Source organism: Adhaeribacter aerolatus, assembly GCF_007991635.1.
Taxonomy (GTDB): domain Bacteria; phylum Bacteroidota; class Bacteroidia; order Cytophagales; family Hymenobacteraceae; genus Adhaeribacter; species Adhaeribacter aerolatus.
This window is the reverse complement of the sequence record NZ_BJYS01000040.1, coordinates 1-19117: the sequence shown is the minus strand read 5'-3', so window position 1 is coordinate 19117 and position 19117 is coordinate 1. Positions and strand designations below refer to the sequence as shown.

14 protein-coding genes and 1 other RNA gene are annotated in these 19117 nt (G+C 42.1%); 11 read left to right on the top strand and 4 right to left on the bottom strand.

What is annotated here, in order from left to right; all coding sequences use genetic code 11:
• The 9 genes from AAE02nite_RS21275 to AAE02nite_RS21235 form a co-directional block, all read left to right on the top strand.
• Positions 1 to 941: restriction endonuclease subunit S (locus AAE02nite_RS21275; RefSeq protein WP_174761985.1), on the top strand; the 941-nt coding region annotated here is incomplete at its 5' end.
• A gap of 1 nt (position 942) precedes the next feature.
• Positions 943 to 1332: an HNH endonuclease gene (locus tag AAE02nite_RS26585; RefSeq protein WP_218033537.1), complete on the top strand. Its 390-nt coding sequence runs from the start codon at positions 943 to 945 to the stop codon at positions 1330 to 1332.
• Between the two features lie 14 nt (positions 1333 to 1346).
• The gene (locus AAE02nite_RS21265; RefSeq protein ID WP_146902860.1) at positions 1347 to 1928 is read left to right on the top strand and encodes a hypothetical protein; all 582 of its coding nucleotides are present in this window, start codon (positions 1347 to 1349) and stop codon (positions 1926 to 1928) included.
• A 10-nt stretch (positions 1929 to 1938) separates the two neighbouring features.
• On the top strand, positions 1939 to 2946 hold the full coding sequence (locus AAE02nite_RS21260; RefSeq protein WP_146902857.1) for a DUF4407 domain-containing protein: 1008 nt from the start codon (positions 1939 to 1941) through the stop codon (positions 2944 to 2946).
• A gap of 140 nt (positions 2947 to 3086) precedes the next feature.
• The gene (locus AAE02nite_RS21255; RefSeq protein WP_170252660.1) at positions 3087 to 4322 is read left to right on the top strand and encodes a PD-(D/E)XK nuclease family protein; all 1236 of its coding nucleotides are present in this window, start codon (positions 3087 to 3089) and stop codon (positions 4320 to 4322) included.
• Positions 4312 to 5796, top strand: a complete 1485-nt coding sequence (locus tag AAE02nite_RS21250; protein ID WP_146902851.1) for a class I SAM-dependent DNA methyltransferase — start codon at positions 4312 to 4314, stop codon at positions 5794 to 5796. Before AAE02nite_RS21255 ends, AAE02nite_RS21250 begins: the two co-directional genes overlap by 11 nt.
• Positions 5797 to 5884: 88 nt before the next feature.
• Complete coding sequence (locus AAE02nite_RS21245) at positions 5885 to 6856, top strand: PD-(D/E)XK nuclease family protein (RefSeq protein WP_170252659.1); 972 nt, start codon at positions 5885 to 5887, stop codon at positions 6854 to 6856.
• Between the two features lie 31 nt (positions 6857 to 6887).
• Positions 6888 to 7898, top strand: coding sequence for a hypothetical protein (locus tag AAE02nite_RS21240; RefSeq protein ID WP_146902845.1), 1011 nt, complete (start codon positions 6888 to 6890; stop codon positions 7896 to 7898).
• Between the two features lie 240 nt (positions 7899 to 8138).
• The gene (locus tag AAE02nite_RS21235) at positions 8139 to 8585 is read left to right on the top strand and encodes a phage tail protein (protein ID WP_146902841.1); all 447 of its coding nucleotides are present in this window, start codon (positions 8139 to 8141) and stop codon (positions 8583 to 8585) included.
• 125 nt (positions 8586 to 8710) lie between these two features.
• On the opposite strand, the gene AAE02nite_RS21230 is transcribed toward AAE02nite_RS21235, so the two are convergent.
• The 3 genes from AAE02nite_RS21230 to ssrA all read right to left on the bottom strand — a co-directional run bounded on the left by AAE02nite_RS21230 (position 8711) and on the right by ssrA (position 12803).
• Positions 8711 to 10300 (bottom strand): glycoside hydrolase, encoded by a 1590-nt coding sequence (locus tag AAE02nite_RS21230; RefSeq protein WP_146902838.1) that lies wholly within the window; start codon positions 10298 to 10300, stop codon positions 8711 to 8713.
• Between the two features lie 510 nt (positions 10301 to 10810).
• The gene (locus AAE02nite_RS21225) at positions 10811 to 12121 is read right to left on the bottom strand and encodes an aminotransferase class V-fold PLP-dependent enzyme (protein ID WP_146902835.1); all 1311 of its coding nucleotides are present in this window, start codon (positions 12119 to 12121) and stop codon (positions 10811 to 10813) included.
• Between the two features lie 311 nt (positions 12122 to 12432).
• Positions 12433 to 12803, bottom strand: a transfer-messenger RNA (tmRNA) gene (gene ssrA, locus AAE02nite_RS21220).
• 216 nt (positions 12804 to 13019) lie between these two features.
• Between ssrA and AAE02nite_RS21215 the strand changes: the two genes are divergently transcribed.
• Positions 13020 to 14957, top strand: a complete 1938-nt coding sequence (locus tag AAE02nite_RS21215) for a DNA polymerase III subunit gamma/tau (RefSeq protein ID WP_146902832.1) — start codon at positions 13020 to 13022, stop codon at positions 14955 to 14957.
• Between the two features lie 226 nt (positions 14958 to 15183).
• Positions 15184 to 18144, top strand: coding sequence for a M16 family metallopeptidase (locus AAE02nite_RS21210; protein WP_246151212.1), 2961 nt, complete (start codon positions 15184 to 15186; stop codon positions 18142 to 18144).
• Positions 18145 to 18543: 399 nt separating this feature from the next.
• Here AAE02nite_RS21210 and AAE02nite_RS21205 read toward each other — a convergent pair whose 3' ends face one another.
• Positions 18544 to 19005 (bottom strand): hypothetical protein, encoded by a 462-nt coding sequence (locus AAE02nite_RS21205; RefSeq protein ID WP_146902829.1) that lies wholly within the window; start codon positions 19003 to 19005, stop codon positions 18544 to 18546.
• Between the last annotated feature and the right edge of the window lie 112 nt (positions 19006 to 19117).

Here is a 19117-nt window from a genome sequence, read left to right as displayed (position 1 = left end):
GTCCTACTTTTCTAAATTATTATTTCTCTCACTTTATAAGGTTTAAGCAGGATATTTCAACTTCTGGTTCTGCATATAATGCCTTAACTATAATTAAGCTGAAAGAACTTAGAATTAATCTTCCTCCGCTAGAAGAACAACAAGAAATAGTTGCCAAAATAGAGGAACTGCTCAGCGAATTAGACAAAGGCAAAGAACAATTAGAAACAGCCCGGCAGCAATTAAAAGTTTACCGCCAAGCTGTTTTAAAATGGGCTTTCGAAGGTAAACTTACCAATCCAGAAGTTAAAGAAGGTGAATTGCCGGAAGGTTGGAAGGAGAAGAAGCTAGGAAGTTTATTAAATTTTGTTGGAAGTGGAGTAACTCCTAAAGGAGGACAGAGTGTTTACCAGACATCTGGAATTCCATTTTTGAGAAGCCAAAATGTGTACCCCAATGAATTAAGGCTTGATGACGTTGCTTTCATCTCAGATAAGATTGATGAACGCATGAAGAGAACAAGAGTAAAACCCTTTGATGTTTTACTTAATATTACGGGAGCTTCAATTAGAAGAAGTACATTTATTCCTGCTAGTTTCGTTAAGGGAAATGTAAATCAACATGTTTGTATTCTCCGCGCAGACCAGCAAACCTTAAATTGCCAATATTTATCTTATTATTTGAACTCAACTAGTGCCCAGGCTGAAATAATGAATAATCAATCTGGTGCAACAAGACAAGGATTAAATTTTCAACAAGTCAGAAGCTTAGCAATCCCATTTCCTCCAATAAAAGAGCAAATACAAATTGTTCAGGAAATAGAAAGCCGCTTAAGTGTTTGCGATAAAGTAGAAGAAACTATTACCCAAAGTCTGCAACACGCCGAAACACTCCGGCAAAGTATTTTAAAGAAGGCATTTGAGGGTAAATTAGTAAATGAACCTATTTATCAAAGCTACTAATATGCACGACCCAACCAATAGTAAATTTCGGTTCCTAGTAATTAAAAAATTAGGAAAATATCGTCGCTTTAACCTAGGAACAAAATTTATAGAACAGACCAAAGATTATACAACACAAAATACTCCAGCACATGGTACTTATGGTGCTCTTCTGTTTACCCCAAATTGGCGGAAAAAAAGAGAAGAAATTTTACGAAGAGATAATTATAATTGTGTAATATGTAGAAAAAATATAAGGCTCCAAGTACATCACCGGCAATATCATTTTATTATAAAGCAAAACCAATTTAAACTTCCCTGGGAATACCCGGGCAATTTATTAATCACATTATGTGAGTCGTGCCATAAAAGAGGGCATAGTAAGTTCAAGGTACCAATTATTAATATTTAAAAAATTTATGGTTTATGGGGTTATTTAGCTTCTTCAATAAGAAAAATAGAGAGGTAAATGGTTTAGGAGATAGCTTATTTGCCAACACGCCACCTTTGCCCGAAATTCCAGAAAATATATTCGTGGAAAATACTAAACCAGCCGAAGCAGTCACGGCGGCTACTGAAAGAACCGCTATCCAAACTGATGTAGGAATTAATGCACTTTTTCAATTTCTAGAACGTAACCACGAGGCAAAAGGATACGAGGATGCTTTAATAAATTCAGATACCTCTCACATGGAACAGAATATTGAAGCTTTAAGAAACGATTTGGCCAGAACTGTACGGAAAGTAAAAACTTTTTATGAAGACTTCATTCGGGAAATAAACTTTCATATAGCCAGCCGAAGCCGCAGTGGTATGATAGATACTGTAGAAGAGTTAAATGTGAAGAAAGAAATTGCTGAAGACCACATTAGACAAGTAGAGGAAATTGAAGAACAGGCAAAAATCTATAAGGGATTAGGACAAGGTATTATATTAAGCTATACCCGTGGTTTTAAAAACGGATTAGCAGCCATATCACACCACTCCATTTTAAAAAGGAACTTTTAAGGTCATTATCATGAATAATTGGTGGATACGGTTTGGCTGCTTTTTAACTGGCTATAACTACGGAATAGTTAGAAATTCAAGTGAAGTAGCTGCTAAAGCCGTAAAGCGGTATACCTCAGCTTTGCTTATTGTATGTATATTGTGGTCATTTATTGGCTATAGTTTCACTCAAAGGTATCTGGACGGCGGACTTATGGGCTCCATTGCAGGCGCTGTTATCGCGGTAATTATCATTATCCAAATTGAACGGCAAATTATTTTAAGTATTACTCCATCTAAAGGGCTTTATATATCGAGAGCCTTAATTGCGGCTATGATGTCTGTAATAGGGGCTGTAATTATCGATCAAATAATTTTTAAAGAAGATATTGACCTTAAGAAAATAGACACCATAGGCGATAGGGTAAATAATGCATTACCTCCGAAGACGGCTGACCTTAGAAACCAAATTGCTTCATTAGATACAGCTATTTTAAATAAGGAGAATGAACGCCTTAATCTAATAGCTGATATTGAAAAAAGACCTACCATTAAAGCAATTTCTTCTGTAACAACACAAACACCAGTAAAAGAGACAATAACTGATACTACGGGGAATACAATTATTAAAGAGAAAGTACAGCAAACAAAATCTGTATCTGTTTCTAATATAAACAACCCTAAGATCGATATGATTGAACCTTTAGTAAAACAGATAGAAGAACTCCGTATTCAGAAAAGTAAAAAAGAGACTGATTTAATAAATGTACGGGATCAGTTAGAGGAGGAATACAAATCTAAAGCTGGATTTCTGGATGAGTTGGAAGTTATGTATAGCCTGATTACAGGGTCAAATATTGCTTTAATCGTTTGGTTTCTTTGGTTTTTCTTTTTATTAGGTTTAGAACTTTTGGTTTTAATTAGTAAAGCAAATGAAAAGGAGAACGACTACGAAAAAACAGTTAAACATCATATGGATTTACAAATACGCAAATTAAATGCTTTGGCTAAGGTTGCTGAAGGTAGCTCCTTAAATTGATGAATTTGTAGACTTACGGGTTTTTCATTAACAACCCCTCTTTACAATGTCTTCGAATACCTCTATAAGCCAAAACAAGTAAACACGAATTACTTAAAAGAATATCATTACTTTATATATAATTTATAATTACCCAAGTTTTGGAAATAGCTAAACATGAATTCATAAAGCCATCTATACAACTAAATCCCATATTTGATTTAGGAGCACTATTATCGAAACATTTGAATGAAGTTCAGCAACTTATTTCTAGTGAAAAACTTATTCGACTTTCAAAAGAACATTCTGAACTAGAAAAGAAGGAAATTGATATAGGACTGAATGTTTTCCAAATAGTGTCCGATACTTATTATAGAGAGAACTTTCATAGTGATATCTTGCAGGCAATTTTAAGTCCTAATGGGAAGCATAAAGAAGGTTATCTATTTTTAAATTTATTTATTTCTTTTCTGAATAGGCATTCTCGAAATGGATGGATTAAAAAATCTGAGTATCAAAATACTATAGTTGAAAGAGAGACTGGGAGAATTGATATCTTAATTAAAGATTTAACATCTAAGAAGGCTATTATTATTGAAAACAAGATTTATGGTGCCTCTGATATGGATAGGCAAATACCACGATATGTTGAATATATAAAGAACCAAGGCTTTTCAGTTGATTCAATAGTATACTTGGTTTTAAGTGGTAATAAACAGCCATCGACACATGATTGGACTCTTTCAGAGATAGCCAGTATACTACCAAAAATGTTTTATATTTCTGCATATAACGAAACCTCTGAAGATTTATTTAATGGGTGGCTCAGTAAATGTGAAAAGCAAACAAACAACATAGACACCTTATTTTTACTAAGGCAATACAATAACTTAATTTCTTATTTAGGAGGGAAAAATATGAACAAACCGTTGATGGAAGAATTTCTCAAAAATATGCTTATTGATGATAATTATAATAAAGCTATAGCATTGAATTCCATGTTTCAGGATTTGATAATCTATAGAAGGGATAAAATAATTGATAAATTTAAGTTTGATTGTTCTCCATTTACCAGAGTATATGATTGGAAGCATTATGCTGTACTAGATAATTGTACATTTAATGATATCCGGTTTGCCATTGATATTATTGTTGAGCAGGATATGTATCGTTTTCAGTTTTTTGTAAGATCTTACGATAGTAAAACTGGTCGAATAAATCCTGCAACAACGTTTCTTCAGGAAAATAATTTAATTGATTCATTTTTTGAATCTGGTGATAGATGGGAAAAGCAATTTTTATTTCCCTCTCAGGAAGATGCATTATATGGATATATAACAACCTTTAAAGCAATTTTAAAAGACTATACTGCAACAACCACAATTAATGAGCAATAATAACTCCGCAATCGTTTCTAAAGTTTGGTCTTTCTGCAATACCCTACGCGATGATGGTGTGGGCTACGGCGATTATTTAGAGCAGCTTACCTACCTGCTGTTCTTAAAAATGGCCGATGAATACACCAAGCCGCCGCATAACCGCCAGTTACCTATTCCCAAAGAATATAACTGGGAAAGCCTGGTAGATTTAAAAGGGGCAGAACTGGAAGCGCATTATACCATTATGCTCCGGGAGTTGGGTAAAGAAAAAGGTATACTGGGGCAAATATTTACCAAGAGCCAGAACAAGATTCAGGACCCGGCCAAGCTCTCCAAAATCATTGCCATGATAAACAACGAGCAATGGCTGATGATGGGCGTAAAAGACAAAGGCGATATTTACGAAGGCCTGCTGGAGAAAAACGCTGAGGATACCAAAAGCGGTGCCGGCCAGTATTTTACGCCCCGTGCGTTAATAAAAGCCATGGTAGCCTGCGTAAACCCGGAACCCATGCGCACCATTGCAGACCCGGCCTGCGGAACCGGCGGTTTCTTTTTGGCCGCTTACGATTACCTCTTAGCCCACCACGACCTGTACAAAGAGCAGCGGCAATTCCTCAAATACAAAACCTTCTTCGGCAACGAAATTGTAGCCAGTACCCGCCGCCTGGCGCTCATGAACCTATTCCTCCACAACATCGGCGACATCGACAGCGACAACTTTATTTCCCCCGCCGATGCCCTTATTGCCGATACCGGCGTGCGCTACGATTACGTACTGGCCAATCCGCCTTTCGGCAAGAAAAGCAGCCAAACCTTTACCAACGCCGAAGGCGAACAGGAAAAAGAAGACCTCACCTACAACCGCCAGGATTTCTGGGCCACCACCAGCAACAAGCAACTCAATTTTGTGCAGCACATCCGCAGCATCCTGAAAACCACCGGCCAGGCGGCCGTGGTATTGCCGGACAACGTATTGTTTGAAGGTGGAGCCGGCGAAACCGTCCGAAAAAAGCTACTGGAAACCACCGATGTGCATACCATTTTACGTTTGCCCACCGGCATCTTCTATGCCCACGGCGTAAAAGCCAACGTCGTTTTCTTCGATAACAAACCCAGCAGCAAAGACCCCTGGACAAAAGAAATATGGGTATATGATTACCGCACCAACATTCACCACACCCTTAAAAAGAACCCGCTCAAGCTGGACGACCTGCAGGATTTTATCTCCTGCTACAACCCGCAAAACCGCCACAAGCGCACCGAAACCTACCACCCCGAAACCAACCCCGAAGGTCGCTGGCGAAAATTCACCTACGAAGAAATAATCGCCCGCGACAAAACCAGCCTCGACATTACCTGGCTAAAAGACAAATCACTGGCCGACCTGGATAATTTACCTGACCCGGATGTGTTAGCCGAGGATATTATTGAAAACCTGGAAGCAGGCTTGGCAAGTTTCAGAACGATTCTGGCGGCATTGGAGAAGTAGGTTTTGTTATAAAGGTTTCTCTTCGACTATTATAATGTCTTTATTTAATTCACTTTTTAAACTACAGGTCCGCTCCAGTACGAGACCATTGGAAGATTATATTACAGAAATATTTGCCTCTTGCCTTGGAGAAGATGAAGTATTTAGAAACAGGTTCCTACAATTACTTCATTTGGAAGATAAAAATACTGGTTCATTTCACATTGATACTCAATGTGTTTATGCAGAAGAAGGAAAAAGGACCGACCTTGAAATAAATCTAGGTCATTCTTTTATTATTGTTGAAAATAAGGTGGGTTCAAGTGAAGGCCCAAACCAGTTAGATGCTTACGCAAAATTACTTGCACAACGTGGTCATGAAAAAAAGCTTTTGTTATTCCTAACAGCTAACCGGGAAGACAAAGATTATGTTTTCCCGAAAGGGATTAGCTTTCAGCAATTGCGCTGGCATGATGTAGGTGCTTGTATTAATGAAACATGTAACACTATAACTCAAGAGTTAAAGAAATTTTTAAAAGCCAAAAAGCTTATAATGGAAAAAATTAATTATCAAGACCTTGTTACTTTCCAATCTTTCTTTGGCCTAAGAAGGAAGTTTAATGATGTTTTAAACGATGTAAGTAGGCTTTACACTCGGAAGGGTATGCATCGGTGGAATATTTACCAGCCTACTATCCGGAATAATGAATATGTTTCTCTTTTTACCTATGGGAAAGATGTAAATGTAGCGTTAGGCTATGGAAACTGGTGGGGGGAACATCCTTGTATTTTCGTTCGGGTATGGATTAGTCACAAAAAGGATATAACCGGAATTAAGGCCAAGAAAATTCATGAGAGTTTGGAAGGTAAAAGCTGGGATTTAATTGCAAATCAACGAGATGGGTACTCAGTAGAAAATAAAAGCCCTCTAATTGGTTTTTTACAGCTTAAGGAAAATCAACGAGCTGCGATTATAGATTTTTTTGAAAGATGTATTGATGATTTAGCCGAGATAAAACCGGACCATTCGGATATATTTAATACGTCTGAAAAGCCTGTTATTACAGAAGCTTCAGAATAATAATTGTTCCTTTTAAATTTCTATAAGGCAAATGGTTTTATTACAAAACGGGAAACAGTATAAAGAATATAGTTACGATTTAGAGGATACTTTAGAAAAGGAAGTAATTGCCAATAGCCAGCTTTTATTTGGTAATAAAACCATATTTATAGAAGCCAAACGGAAAATCGATACCAAGGCCATTGGTGCCTCCATTCCAGATGGATTTCTGTTTGATTTATCTGATAAAGATAATCCAGAGTTTTATTTAGTTGAAGCTGAATTAGCAAAACACGACTTCTATCGGCACATCTTTCCCCAGATAACAAAGTTCTTTGCCTTCTTTAAGAACAGAAAAAGCCAATCCGAATTAATAGAAAAAATTTACTCTACCGTAGATAGCGATGCCGAATTAAAAAAAGAGTTTAAGAAGTATTTGGGAGAAAAAGAAATTTTCAAATTCATCAAAGATACTATAGAAACCAGCCAGAATATATTGATTGTAATTGATGGCAAGAAAGATGAACTGCCAGAAATTATTGATACATATACTGATACCTGGGGCAAAATGGTAAAGGTTATGGTGCTGAAAAAATTTACTGCTGGCAGTGAGATTATATACACTGTTGAACCCGAATTTTCAGATATTGAATATTCTACTATCGATTTAGGCGATAAAGGGGAAGGGCTGGATATTACAGTAGAATTTCATCTGGAAGGCGTAAAGGATATTGTTAAAAACATCTATAATACCTTAGTTCAAAGCCTACATCAATTTGATAAATCTTTAATTTTAAATCCAAAGAAATATTATATCTCAATTATTAAGAATAAGAACATCTCTTTTATTACCCTTAGAAAGACTAAACTCAGGATTGTAGTAATGATGCCTTACGAAGAAGTTAAAGGAAAAGTAAAGCATTATCATGTAGGGCAACTATCACAAAGTGTGCAAAAATTCTGGAACGGGCCAAGTTGCGAAATCCTAATCGAATCGCCAGATTACCTTGATGAAGTTATAGATGTAATTAAGGAAATAGCCGAAAAGAATAGTAATGAATAATTAGTCAGTCTTATAATTTAAAGGCTTTATATACTTTTCCCCGACTCTACCTGCTGCAAGTACCCCATAAGTCTTGATATCTCTCCGGCAAGTATGAATCTCTGCTGATACCTAAACGCATTCAATAATATAATTAATTTCCCTTGTAGTTTAATCGGGTAAAGAGTTGTTCCAAGTATAAAAAGCTTCTGCTATAGATTAATTTTTATAACTTATCTATCCTTAACTACTTACAGCGCAATGGCTCCATCTCCCAATTCAAAATTGCATTTCCAGGTCGAATGGCAGGGCAGTATCCTGGGCTTTTCGGAAGTTACCGGTCTGGCGGTCCAAGCCAGTGCAAGCGAATACCGGGCAGGTGGTCCGAACGGGGTATCTAAAATAAATAAATGGCTCCGCTTTCTAATTCCCGGCTTTGGCAAACCCAAGCACATAACCTTGAAACGAGGCATTTTTTTGGGCAGCCCGGCGGCCTTTCATAAATGGCGGCAAGCCGTGGACCAGTCGGCCAGGCATAAAGCTGATATCCGGATTTCGATGCGGAACGAGAACCAGGAACTGGTAAAAGTCTGGCGGTTAAAGCGTGCCCGCCCCGTGAAAATAGTGGCCCCCGATTTAAAGGCCGATGGAAATGAGGTGGCTATTGAATCGATAGAATTAACCTGCGAAGGCGTGAAAATTGAATAGGGATAAGCCTGGTAATTATTTCATCTGAAAACGGCAAGCCAGGGATAGCCTGGTTTAAATATTTATCAGATACCACTACCGCATCTTTTTTGCTTATAAATATTTTTTGATAGCGCCGGTAGTGCTTAATCTTTTACCACGAGCGTCGTAATAGACCGGGGCGGCAGGGAAATGGCCTGGTTTAGCTTACCACCGGGGTAGCGCTTCAGGTTATCGTCGGGGGAAGCGGTGGTTACGTAGCGCTGGTAAGTGGTGCCCTTGTTCATACCTTTTGCCGCCAGTTGCAGGTTGCGGGCTTCCGGTTCGTAGTTAATCGCCACCACCACCAGTTCACCTTTCTGGCCGGTATAAGCCGATACCATTACTTTTTGGGCGGCGGCTACCGGGTTTAACTTATCGCTGCGGTTAATATTTAAGCGGTGCATGCCCGGCCGGATGAACAAACTGTAATGGCCCAGCGCCCAGAGGTTCTTCGTTTGCTGATAATTGCCATCGGTGTGCGTGGCGTTGGGCTGCAAGGCAATGAGGTAATAGCGGGTATCAAATTCCGCGCGGCCGGGTTCAAAGGCATTCCAGAATTGCCAGGCAGCGGCGTTGGCTACGGTTAAATCCTGGTGAATGAGCTTGGCCAGGAACAAGCCGCAGTCCATGGCGGTACGCCGGGCTTTGGTGCCTTCCCGGAAGCCATCGGCCAGCATGGAATATTCCGATTGCCAGAACCGGACGCCGTAGTGCCGGGCCGTATCGGCTACCTGTTGCCGGACTGCCACTATTGCGCTGTCGCCTTCGTCGGTAAAATAACTGTGCCCCACCACCAGCGGCGGCACGTGCTTCAGGTTACCTAAATGAGAGGGGCTGCCTTTCCCGAAGAACTGCTGGGTCTGACGCGCTGCCGGTGCTTTTTCGCCGTACAGGTAGGTGAGTTTAGCCGCTTCGGGCAAAATAATCTGGGTAGCCAGCTTTTTTGTGGTCAGGGAATTATCGAGCGCCCGTACTACGCGGGCGATTTCGGGATTTTGCCAGGGAGTACCCTCCTGTTTGGCCTCGCCAAACTTGCCCGTCCAGTCCCACTGGGGTTCGTTCACCGGACTAATATACTTGAAACCCAAGCCTTTTCCTTCGTAGTGCCGGAGTACTTCTGCCAGAAAATTGGTGTAAGCTTCGTATTTATCGGGTTGCAGATTAGAGCGGTAATCTTTGGTGGTTTTAAAACCCAGTCCGTTTTGGGTGTATTGTACCGGCGGGGTATTGGCAAAAGCAATGAGGTTTTCTACCCCATACTGTTTGGCTTTTTGCAGAAACCAGGTTTGCCCCGGCTGTTTGTTCCAGTTATACGAACCATCGTTGTTCAGGAAGCCTTCTACCCGGCGGTTTACGTCCCGGATGCCGCTGCTATCGCCCTGTTCGGCGGTGCCGCCGCCAATGTTAAACCGCCACGCCGATAAGCCAATGCCCTTCGGATTGCCCTGCGCGTCAACTTCCCGGCTGAAAAGCAGTTCGGCGATGCGTTCTTTTTTCTCCGCCGGCCAGTGTTTGCCAATGCCCTCGGCGTACCAGCAACCCGCCGCCCCAAAATTATTGATGGTTTGGGCCTTCTTTTTTAAATCAACGGTTATTAACAGGGGCTTTGGATTCTGTTGCTGGGCCCAACCCAGGCCGGGCAGTAGCAAGGTTAAAGTAAAAAACAGCAAAAATCGGCAGCGGCAATAGAACATAAACAGCACAAGTTTTAACACGGGTGGAAGCGGGTCGGTTTAAAAATAAATGACCGGCAAAATATAAGAATAAATAGTTATGATAAAGTGTATTTTAGTATTTATACCAACTAGTATTTACCAGCTGCCAAAACTATTTCATTTTGTCACCCTGGAAAGACCTATTGGATAAAAGGCATTACCGGTAAAACCATTATAGCGGATATTACCTTCTTTACTTTCTAATCAATAGATGCTTTCAGCCTGACAACCTGAAGGTTTTCATTTTATGGTAAGTGGTTATTTCTATTTGGCATTATTTCTTTTAAACCCGGATCTGTCCTTAGAAGTACACCAGGAGGCACCGGGGCTTACCGCAGAAACTACTACAATCTGGTAAAAGTAGCTATAGCTGTTGCGACAAACTTAATAAGTCCGCCATATTGTAAACGCAATACCTAAATAATTAAGGCATAAATCTGTAGAAATAGTCGTGGGCTAACCGGCGTCTGTAAGAGTATAATTGCCGGTTTATTTCGAATCTGTGTTTTTACTAGACGCAATATAGGCCAGCGCATTTACCAGCTTATCTAAATCGGTTAAAGAAGTATAAACATGCGGGGTTACCCGCACACAGCTAATATTTTCCCAAACCGTAGGCGAAGTATGAATTTTAAACTTATTAAATAAAATGCTTTCTACTTCCTGGGGTGTTTGGCCGTTTACGCTTACGCCGCAAATGCCGCAGGAATATTTTGCTTTTAAAGAGGTATGCAGTTTTACGCCCGAAATTTTAGCCGCTTTCTCAGCCCAGTAATTTTTCAGATACCGCACCCGCTCTTCCTTGCGCTTGGGGCCAATAGCATTATGAAAATTTATCGCCTCGCCGATACCCTGCTCAATCGGAAAACTCCGGGTGCCCAGGGTCTCGAACTTGCGAATATCCTGGCTGGTAGGCTGACTGTTGCATAACAACGGCCAGATTTTCGCAATCTTCTCTTTCTTTATCCACATCATGCCGCTGCCAATCGGGGCCGACAGAAACTTATGCAGGCTGGTACCAAAATAATCGCATTCCAAATCCGGAATTTTAAAATCGAGTAAACCAAAAGAATGGGCGCCATCTACAATTACTTCTACCCCCCGATCGTGCGCCATCCGGCAGATTTTTTGCACCGGCATTATCTGGCCTACCCAGTTAATAATATGCGTTACGTGCAGTATTTTAGTTCTGGGCGTAATGGCTTTCTCAAACTCCCGCACTATCTGCTCATCCGATTCTATGGGGAAATCGAAATTCAGTTGTTTGTAAACAATGCCCTCGCGCTGCGCCCGTTGCCGCCAGGCCTGAATCATATTGGGATAATCCTGCAGGGTACCAACAACCTCGTCCCCAGCCTTTAAATCCAGGCCGAAAATAATGGTGTTTAGGGCCTCGGTAGCGTTGCGGTTTATGGCAATTTCTTCGGGAGACGTTCCGGCCAATAAAGCTAACTTTTCCCGGAGCGGTTCGCGCCCCTGGTCCAGTACCCGCCACATAAAGTACGAAGGTCCCTCGTTCGATAATTGGTTATAACGTTCTACGGCTTGCTGCACCACCAGCGGGGCGGGGGAAACCCCACCGTTGTTTAAATTAATAATATTGGGATTAACGGTGTAAGCGCGCTGAATCACACTCCAGAAATCTTCATCGCGCGCTACCTGCTCCGGGCTTAAATTTTGCAGGCGTTTAGCGGCCTGCTGCCACTCGGCCGCATGGGTTTGATTGAAAAGACTATGCAGGGAAAATGCCCCAGCCAAAGCAGCAACCTGCTTTACAAAAACGCGACGGTTTGGTGCCATAAATTTTAAATTAACCTGCGATAGAAATAGGAAAATATTATACTACTATTAAATAGTATTTGCACTTAAAAGTACCCTATCGGTTATCGTGAACTTGCCGAAAGATATTCAGCTATTTCGACAAGGTCAACAGGACGCCTTTAGATTGCGCATTAATTACTTCCTAATGGTATAAATATTACTTAACCTTGATGTATTCCTTAATCCGATGCCTTGTTCTGAATACCCAACTGTTGCTGTTAAACCCGTCTATCTCAACCCTCTTAAAAAAACTATGCCCAACCTTAACTTTTAAGATTGGGCAAAAAAATTCGTGGAGCTGCAGGGAGTCGAACCCTGGTCCAGACAAGGAAACTGTCGCGCTTTCTACATGCTTAGTTGCCGTTGGGTTTTCGAGTAAATCAAGGTCGGCACCAGACCTGTTAATTTACCTTAGGTGTTTAGTTTCGCGGTTGCGCCACACCTTCGCAATCGCTATCCAAGCGTTTTCGATGCCCCGAACCCAGCCGCGGTTTGGAGTAGCAGCTGCGGGACAATGACTATTGCTTAATACCTAGATTAAGCAGCCATAGCGTAGTTAGACTCGCCGATTGTTGTTTGAATGACTTTTTAACAGGAGATTCATTCAACTCCCGACATGCTTACACGCAGCCTGCTCAAGCTGTCAATTCCGGTCAGCCCCGGATTGGTACGTGTACTAAATAAACAGCCAATGGTTTAGAAAAATTCATTTTTTAACCTGTTGGCAAAGCAAAGATACGGGTTTCAGTTTACAGTAAACAGTTATCAGGTAAGTTTTCTAAATTAATTAAGTTAACTATTTAATATTTAAAAGCTTATACAAACCCAAAATATTTACCTTTTAACCTTTAACTCCTTTCCGTATCTTTGTAATAGGATGGAAAATTTTGTTGTTTCAGCTCGTAAATACCGGCCAACTACTTTTGATAGCGTAGTAGGGCAGCACCATATTACTACCACGCTTAAGAACGCGATTACCAGCAACCATTTGGCGCAGGCGTTTTTGTTCTGCGGTCCCAGGGGGGTTGGTAAAACCACGTGTGCCCGTATCTTGGCCAAAACCATTAATTGCCAGAACTTAACGCCGCAGACCGAGGCTTGTAACGAATGTGAATCGTGCCGGAGCTTTAACAACAATGCTTCTTTTAACGTGCACGAGCTCGATGCGGCTTCGAACAACTCCGTAGAAGACATCCGGAACCTGGTAGAACAGGTACGTTACCCACCGCAAGCCGGCAAATACAAAATCTATATTATAGATGAGGTGCACATGCTTTCGAATTCGGCGTTTAATGCTTTCCTGAAAACGCTGGAAGAGCCCCCCTCCTACGCTATTTTTATTTTGGCTACCACCGAGCGGCATAAAATTATTCCTACCATTTTGTCGCGTTGCCAGATATTCGACTTTAACCGCATCCAGATAGAGGATATGGTTAAACACCTGCGCAATATTGCCGGCAAAGAAGAAATTAAGGCTGAAGACGATGCGCTGCACCTGATTTCACAAAAAGCCGATGGCGCTTTACGGGATGCTTTGTCAATATTCGACCAGATGGTAACTTTTTCGGGTAATAATATTACCTACAAAGAAACAGTTGCCAACCTGCACATTCTGGATTACGATTATTATTTTAAGCTAACCGATTTCCTGCTAAATCAGGATATTTCGGGCACTTTGCTGCTGTTCGATGAGATTCTTAAAAACGGTTTTGATGCACACAATTTTATAACGGGTATTGGGGAGCATTTCCGGAGCTTGCTGGTAAGTAAAGACAACGTAACCGTCCAACTGCTACAGGTTTCCGATAATATTAAAGCCCGCTATGCGCAACAGGCCAACCAAACCTCACTGTCCTTTCTGTTATCCGGGTTAAACGTGGTTAGTGCTTGCGATGCCAACTTTAAAAACAGCAAAAACCAGCGGCTACACGTAGAGCTATGCCTCTTAAAACTGGCTCACCTGAACCAAGCCGTTAATTTTGCCAAAGACTTCTCCCTGAACGGAGACGTCAAAAAAAAAACTAGTGTAAGTACAGGAAATGCAAACGGGGCAGCGGAAACATCAGCCACCCCGCCACCGCAGTCGGTCTTAGGTTCGAATCCCAACGGGATCACAAATGGCAACGGGCAGTCTTTAGCTACGCCCCCCAATGGCCACCCCGTTAGAACACCAGCTCCAGCGGCACCACCCACGGTAGTACCGCCGGATACTTCGCCAACGGCCATCAACAAAATGCCGCCGGTGCCAACGGTAAATTTTCCGCCCCCGCCAATAGTAGAAGAACCAAGTCCTTCGCGGGCGCCGGACCGCAACGTGCCATTGCCCGGTGCCAAAAAGATGGTAAAAATGCCGAGCTTGAAAGATATCCAGGCCCAGCTAAGCAATCCCATCACAAATCAAAAAACAAACACGACCACTTCAGCAGAAGAAGAGCCAACCGGACCGGCCACTGCCGTTAGCCCGGAAGCTTTTCAGGCCGCCTGGCGGGAATTGACGGTGCAGAAACGGGCCGAAGGTAAAATGCTGGAATATATTATTCTGGATCGCCCGGTTACCCTCGACGAAAAACAGGAAGTATTGCTGCAAGTAGAAAACCCGGTGCAGGTAGACCAGTTTAATGAGTTCCGGGCCGAGTTCCTGGCCGCCTTGCGCCAGCGCCTCCGCAACAACCGCCTGAACGTGCGTTTGGAGGTAAAAGAACAACAAGGCGGCCGCAAGCTTTACACCTCGCAGGATAAGTTTAGTTATTTATCAGAGAAACACCCAATTTTACCCGAACTTAGGAAAAGGCTGATGCTGGACACTGATTTCTAAAATATTGCCTGGCTAAATACCCGGCTATCTAAATAAGAATTTTGCAAATCAATATTTAACCTGGTAAATCCTCCCCCTTGCCCCCTCCGAAGGGGGACATCCAATAACTTTGCAAAAGTGCTTTAAATCATAAAGCCAAAATCCCTGCCAAAATCAGGGATTTTTATTTTGGTGCCATTCTTGTATATTCGATAGTACTTTGCATAACTTAAAACACCCCTATTCCGTGAAAAAAATATTCATGAGTTTAGCGTTGCTGTCGGGTTTAACCCTAACACAATGTAAAACCCCCAGTACCCAATCGGCTTCTACCGCCACCGAAACACCGGCTGCCTCCACAGAGAAAAAGTACAACTATATCACCGTTCCGAACGACCCATTGAAGGCACGCATTTATACCCTCGATAATGGCTTAACTGTTTACCTGAGCGATTACAAAGATGCGCCGCGCATCCAGACGTATATTGCGGTGCGGGCGGGCAGCAAAAACGATCCGGCAACGGCTACGGGTTTGGCGCATTACCTGGAACACATGGTATTTAAAGGCACCTCGCGCCTGGGTGCCCGCGATTTTGCGAAAGAACAAGCCGAACTGGCCAAAATAGAAAACCTCTACAATGTATACCGGACCAAAACCGACCTGGCCGAACGCAAAAAAATATACCACCAGATAGATAGCATCTCTAGTGTAGCGGCTAGTTACGCCATTGCCAACGAATACGATAAAATGGTGGGTGCTATTGGTACCAACGGCTCCAATGCCTATACCTCGGTAGAGCAAACCGTTTATACCGGCGATATTCCGGCCAATCAGGTAGAAAAATGGGCTCAGGTAGAAGCCGAGCGTTTCGGTGAACTGGTGCCGCGGTTGTTCCATACCGAACTGGAAGCCGTTTACGAAGAAAAAAACCGGTCCCTCGACAGCGATGGTAGTAAGGTTTTTGAAGCGTTAATGGGTGGAATATTTCAGAAACACCAGTACGGCACCCAAACCACCATTGGCACCGTCGAGCACCTGAAAAATCCTTCTATCACCGAAATCAAGATATATTTCGAAGCCTATTACGTGCCTAACAACATGGCTATTGCCATGAGCGGCGATCTGGATTACGACCAGACTATCCGGATTATTGATAAATATTTTGGTAAACTGAAAAACCAACCGGTACCGGCTTACAACCCACCCGCCGAAGCCCCTATTACCAAACCCATAATAAAAGAAGTATTTGGCCCGAGTGCCGAAAGCATTCGCCTGGGTTTCCGGTTTCCGGGTATAAAATCCAAAGAGGCGCTGGTCCTGAAAATGATTAGCCAGCTATTATCTAATGGCCAGGCGGGCTTAATCGACCTGAACCTGAACCAGAAACAAAAAGTACTGGGCGCTTCGGCCGGTGAGTACACCATGAACGATTACAGTGTGCTGCTGCTGGGTGCCACACCTCGCCAGGGCCAAACCCTCGACGAAGTAAAGAATATTTTGCTGGGCCAGGTAGAATTGGTAAAGCAAGGCAAGTTTGAAGACTGGCTGATTCCGGCCATTGTAAACAACACCAAAATTGCCGAAATGAAAGCTTTCGAGAGCAACGAAGCTAGGGCCGATGCTTTTGTAAGCGCCTATATAGCCCGGCTGGATTGGAGAGATTACCTGGCCATGCGCGACGATTTTGCCAAAATAACGAAACAGGAAGTAGTAGACGTAGCCAATAAATATTTGGGCCCGAATAACTACGTGGTTGTTTACAAACGCACGGGCAAAGACCCCAATATGCAGAAAGTAGAAAAACCCACTATTACGCCGGTCCCGGTAAACCGCGATGCGCAATCGGAGTTTTACAAAACCGTGATGGCCGGCAAAACGCCGGAGCTGAAACCGGTATTTCTGGATTATAAAAAAGACGTGGGCGAAACCAAAATCAAAAATAATATTCCGGTTTACTTTACCCGCAACCAGGAAAACGGCTTATTTAATCTGTACTACGTGCTCGAAACCGGCACCAATAACAATCCGAAACTGGGCTTGGCGGTTAACTACCTTAAATATTTAGGTACCGATAAGTTCAGCGCCGAAGAATTACAAAAGGAATTTTTCAAACTGGGTTCTTCTTTCGATGTTTTTTCGTCGCAGGAGCAAGTGTATGTAAGCCTGACCGGTCTGGACGATAATTTTGAAAAAGGGCTGGCCTTGTTCGAGAGCGTGCTACAAAACCCGCAACCCGACCAACAAGCCTTACAAGACATGGTAGCCGGCGTGTTAAAGGAACGGGCCAATGCCAAACTAAACAAAGGCATTATTCATACCCAAGCCATGGTGAATTACGCCAAATACGGCCCTAAGAACCCTTTTACGAATATTATTTCGGAAGCCGAACTCCGCAAAATTAAACCTCAGGAACTGGTCAGCCTGATTAAAAGCATTCCGACCTACGAACACCATATTTTGTACTACGGCCCGCGCGCTACCAATAATTTAACGGCGGCTTTAAACACCGGCCACTTGATACCGGCCAGCTTAAAACAAGTTCCGCCTTTAAAAGTATTTCCGGAAAAAGATTTCACCGACCGCCAGGTTTACTGGACCGATTTTAACATGGTACAGGCCGAACTGCTTTTCCTGACCAAATCTTTTAACTTCAAAAAAGAACTGGTACCCACCATAACGCTTTACAACGAATATTTTGGCGGGAACATGGGTTCGATTGTGTTCCAGGAATTGCGCGAATCGAAGGCCCTCGCCTACTCGGCTAGTTCGCGGTACGCCAACGCCAGCCGGAAAGACCGGGCCAATTATATCTTGTCTTACATTGGTACCCAATCCGATAAATTGCCGGAAGCAACGGCGGGTATGCAGGCCCTGCTGAACGAAATGCCGCAGGCCGAAGCCAATTTTGCCAACGCCAAAGAAAGCATTATCAACAGCATCTCGACCGAGCGCATTACCAAATCTGATATTTTATTTGATTATGAGCGGTCTAAGCGACTGGGGTTAGATTATGATATCCGACAGGATATTTACCAAAGTGTGAATTCGCTCACCTTTGCCGATATGAAGAAATTTCAGGAGCAATTTGTAAAAGGCCAGAACCAGGTTATTTTGGTAATTGGCTCTAAAGAACGCTTAAACTTTAAAGAGTTGCAGAAATATGGTAAAGTAAAGCAACTCTCCCTAAAAGAGCTGTTTGGGTATTAATTATAATAATAGTTCTAAAAATAAAGGCTGCCCGCGTACAGGCAGCCTTTATTTTTAGATAATACCTGAATACTACTTTAAACTCGGAAGTTACGTGCCACCCTCTGAATGCTACAATTAGATTGGTAGAATTATATTAGACTATTCCAGTGAGAGAAGATTATGCTATCTAGCCATAAATTATTTGGCAAATACTACGAGGGGTAATAATGACTGGTGGCCAGAATAGAAGACAAGCACCGGCCTCCCACCGGTTATAGCATTAAATTAAGTGTGAAATGTTTCTGTTCTTTTATCATAAATTATAGTTAAACTAACCTATTCGGGTTAGCAGCCTTGTTAAAGATAAGCGAGGAAATTTTTATGTTTAACCTACGGTTAGCTAAAAACTATAAACTTTCAGGCGCGGGTAGGTAGGCAGGTAGGTAGGTAGGTAGGTTTTGTACTCCTATCGCTGAGACTCTTCTTCACCAGAATAAACTGATAAATATCAGCGTTTCTTTTAACAAAGCCTGTTATGTAATCTTCTCCCTCGAAATTGATGGTAAAAGGTTGATCGCGAACGGGTACAAATTCACTTATTGTTTTCTTCGTATCAACTATATCCTGTTCAATTGCTGTAATTTTGCGCAGGCATTGCATCAACTCTTCTTTATAATAACTGAGAGCCATTAAATAGGCCGCTTTGTTTTGTTCTAACTGAAAAAAGTCCGACGAAGGTCGACTTTTGTAAATGCGTCTTAATGCAGCCTGTTCTTCCTGGAGCTTATTTTTATAAGCTACATACTGCTCCATCAGCCGGTAAAGGATGCTACCGCTCGACCAATCTTCTGCCCTGTTCTCATCTTTAGCAAGCTTCATGATGAAGAATACGTAATAAATTTGATAAAAACAAAATATTGACAACTTCTGTTGTTGACAAATCAGCTATAAATTGCCTTAACAAGAGATTAACCAATTGAGACAGGACTTT

Coding starts and splice junctions, on each gene's coding strand:
- AAE02nite_RS26585 (WP_218033537.1), top strand. CDS start 943: ATGCACGACCCAACCAATAGTAAATTTCGGTTCCTAGTAATTAAAAAA.
- AAE02nite_RS21265 (WP_146902860.1), top strand. CDS start 1,347: ATGGGGTTATTTAGCTTCTTCAATAAGAAAAATAGAGAGGTAAATGGT.
- AAE02nite_RS21260 (WP_146902857.1), top strand. CDS start 1,939: ATGAATAATTGGTGGATACGGTTTGGCTGCTTTTTAACTGGCTATAAC.
- AAE02nite_RS21250 (WP_146902851.1), top strand. CDS start 4,312: ATGAGCAATAATAACTCCGCAATCGTTTCTAAAGTTTGGTCTTTCTGC.
- AAE02nite_RS21240 (WP_146902845.1), top strand. CDS start 6,888: ATGGTTTTATTACAAAACGGGAAACAGTATAAAGAATATAGTTACGAT.
- AAE02nite_RS21235 (WP_146902841.1), top strand. CDS start 8,139: ATGGCTCCATCTCCCAATTCAAAATTGCATTTCCAGGTCGAATGGCAG.
- AAE02nite_RS21230 (WP_146902838.1), bottom strand. CDS start 10,300: ATGTTCTATTGCCGCTGCCGATTTTTGCTGTTTTTTACTTTAACCTTG.
- AAE02nite_RS21225 (WP_146902835.1), bottom strand. CDS start 12,121: ATGGCACCAAACCGTCGCGTTTTTGTAAAGCAGGTTGCTGCTTTGGCT.
- AAE02nite_RS21215 (WP_146902832.1), top strand. CDS start 13,020: ATGGAAAATTTTGTTGTTTCAGCTCGTAAATACCGGCCAACTACTTTT.
- AAE02nite_RS21205 (WP_146902829.1), bottom strand. CDS start 19,005: ATGAAGCTTGCTAAAGATGAGAACAGGGCAGAAGATTGGTCGAGCGGT.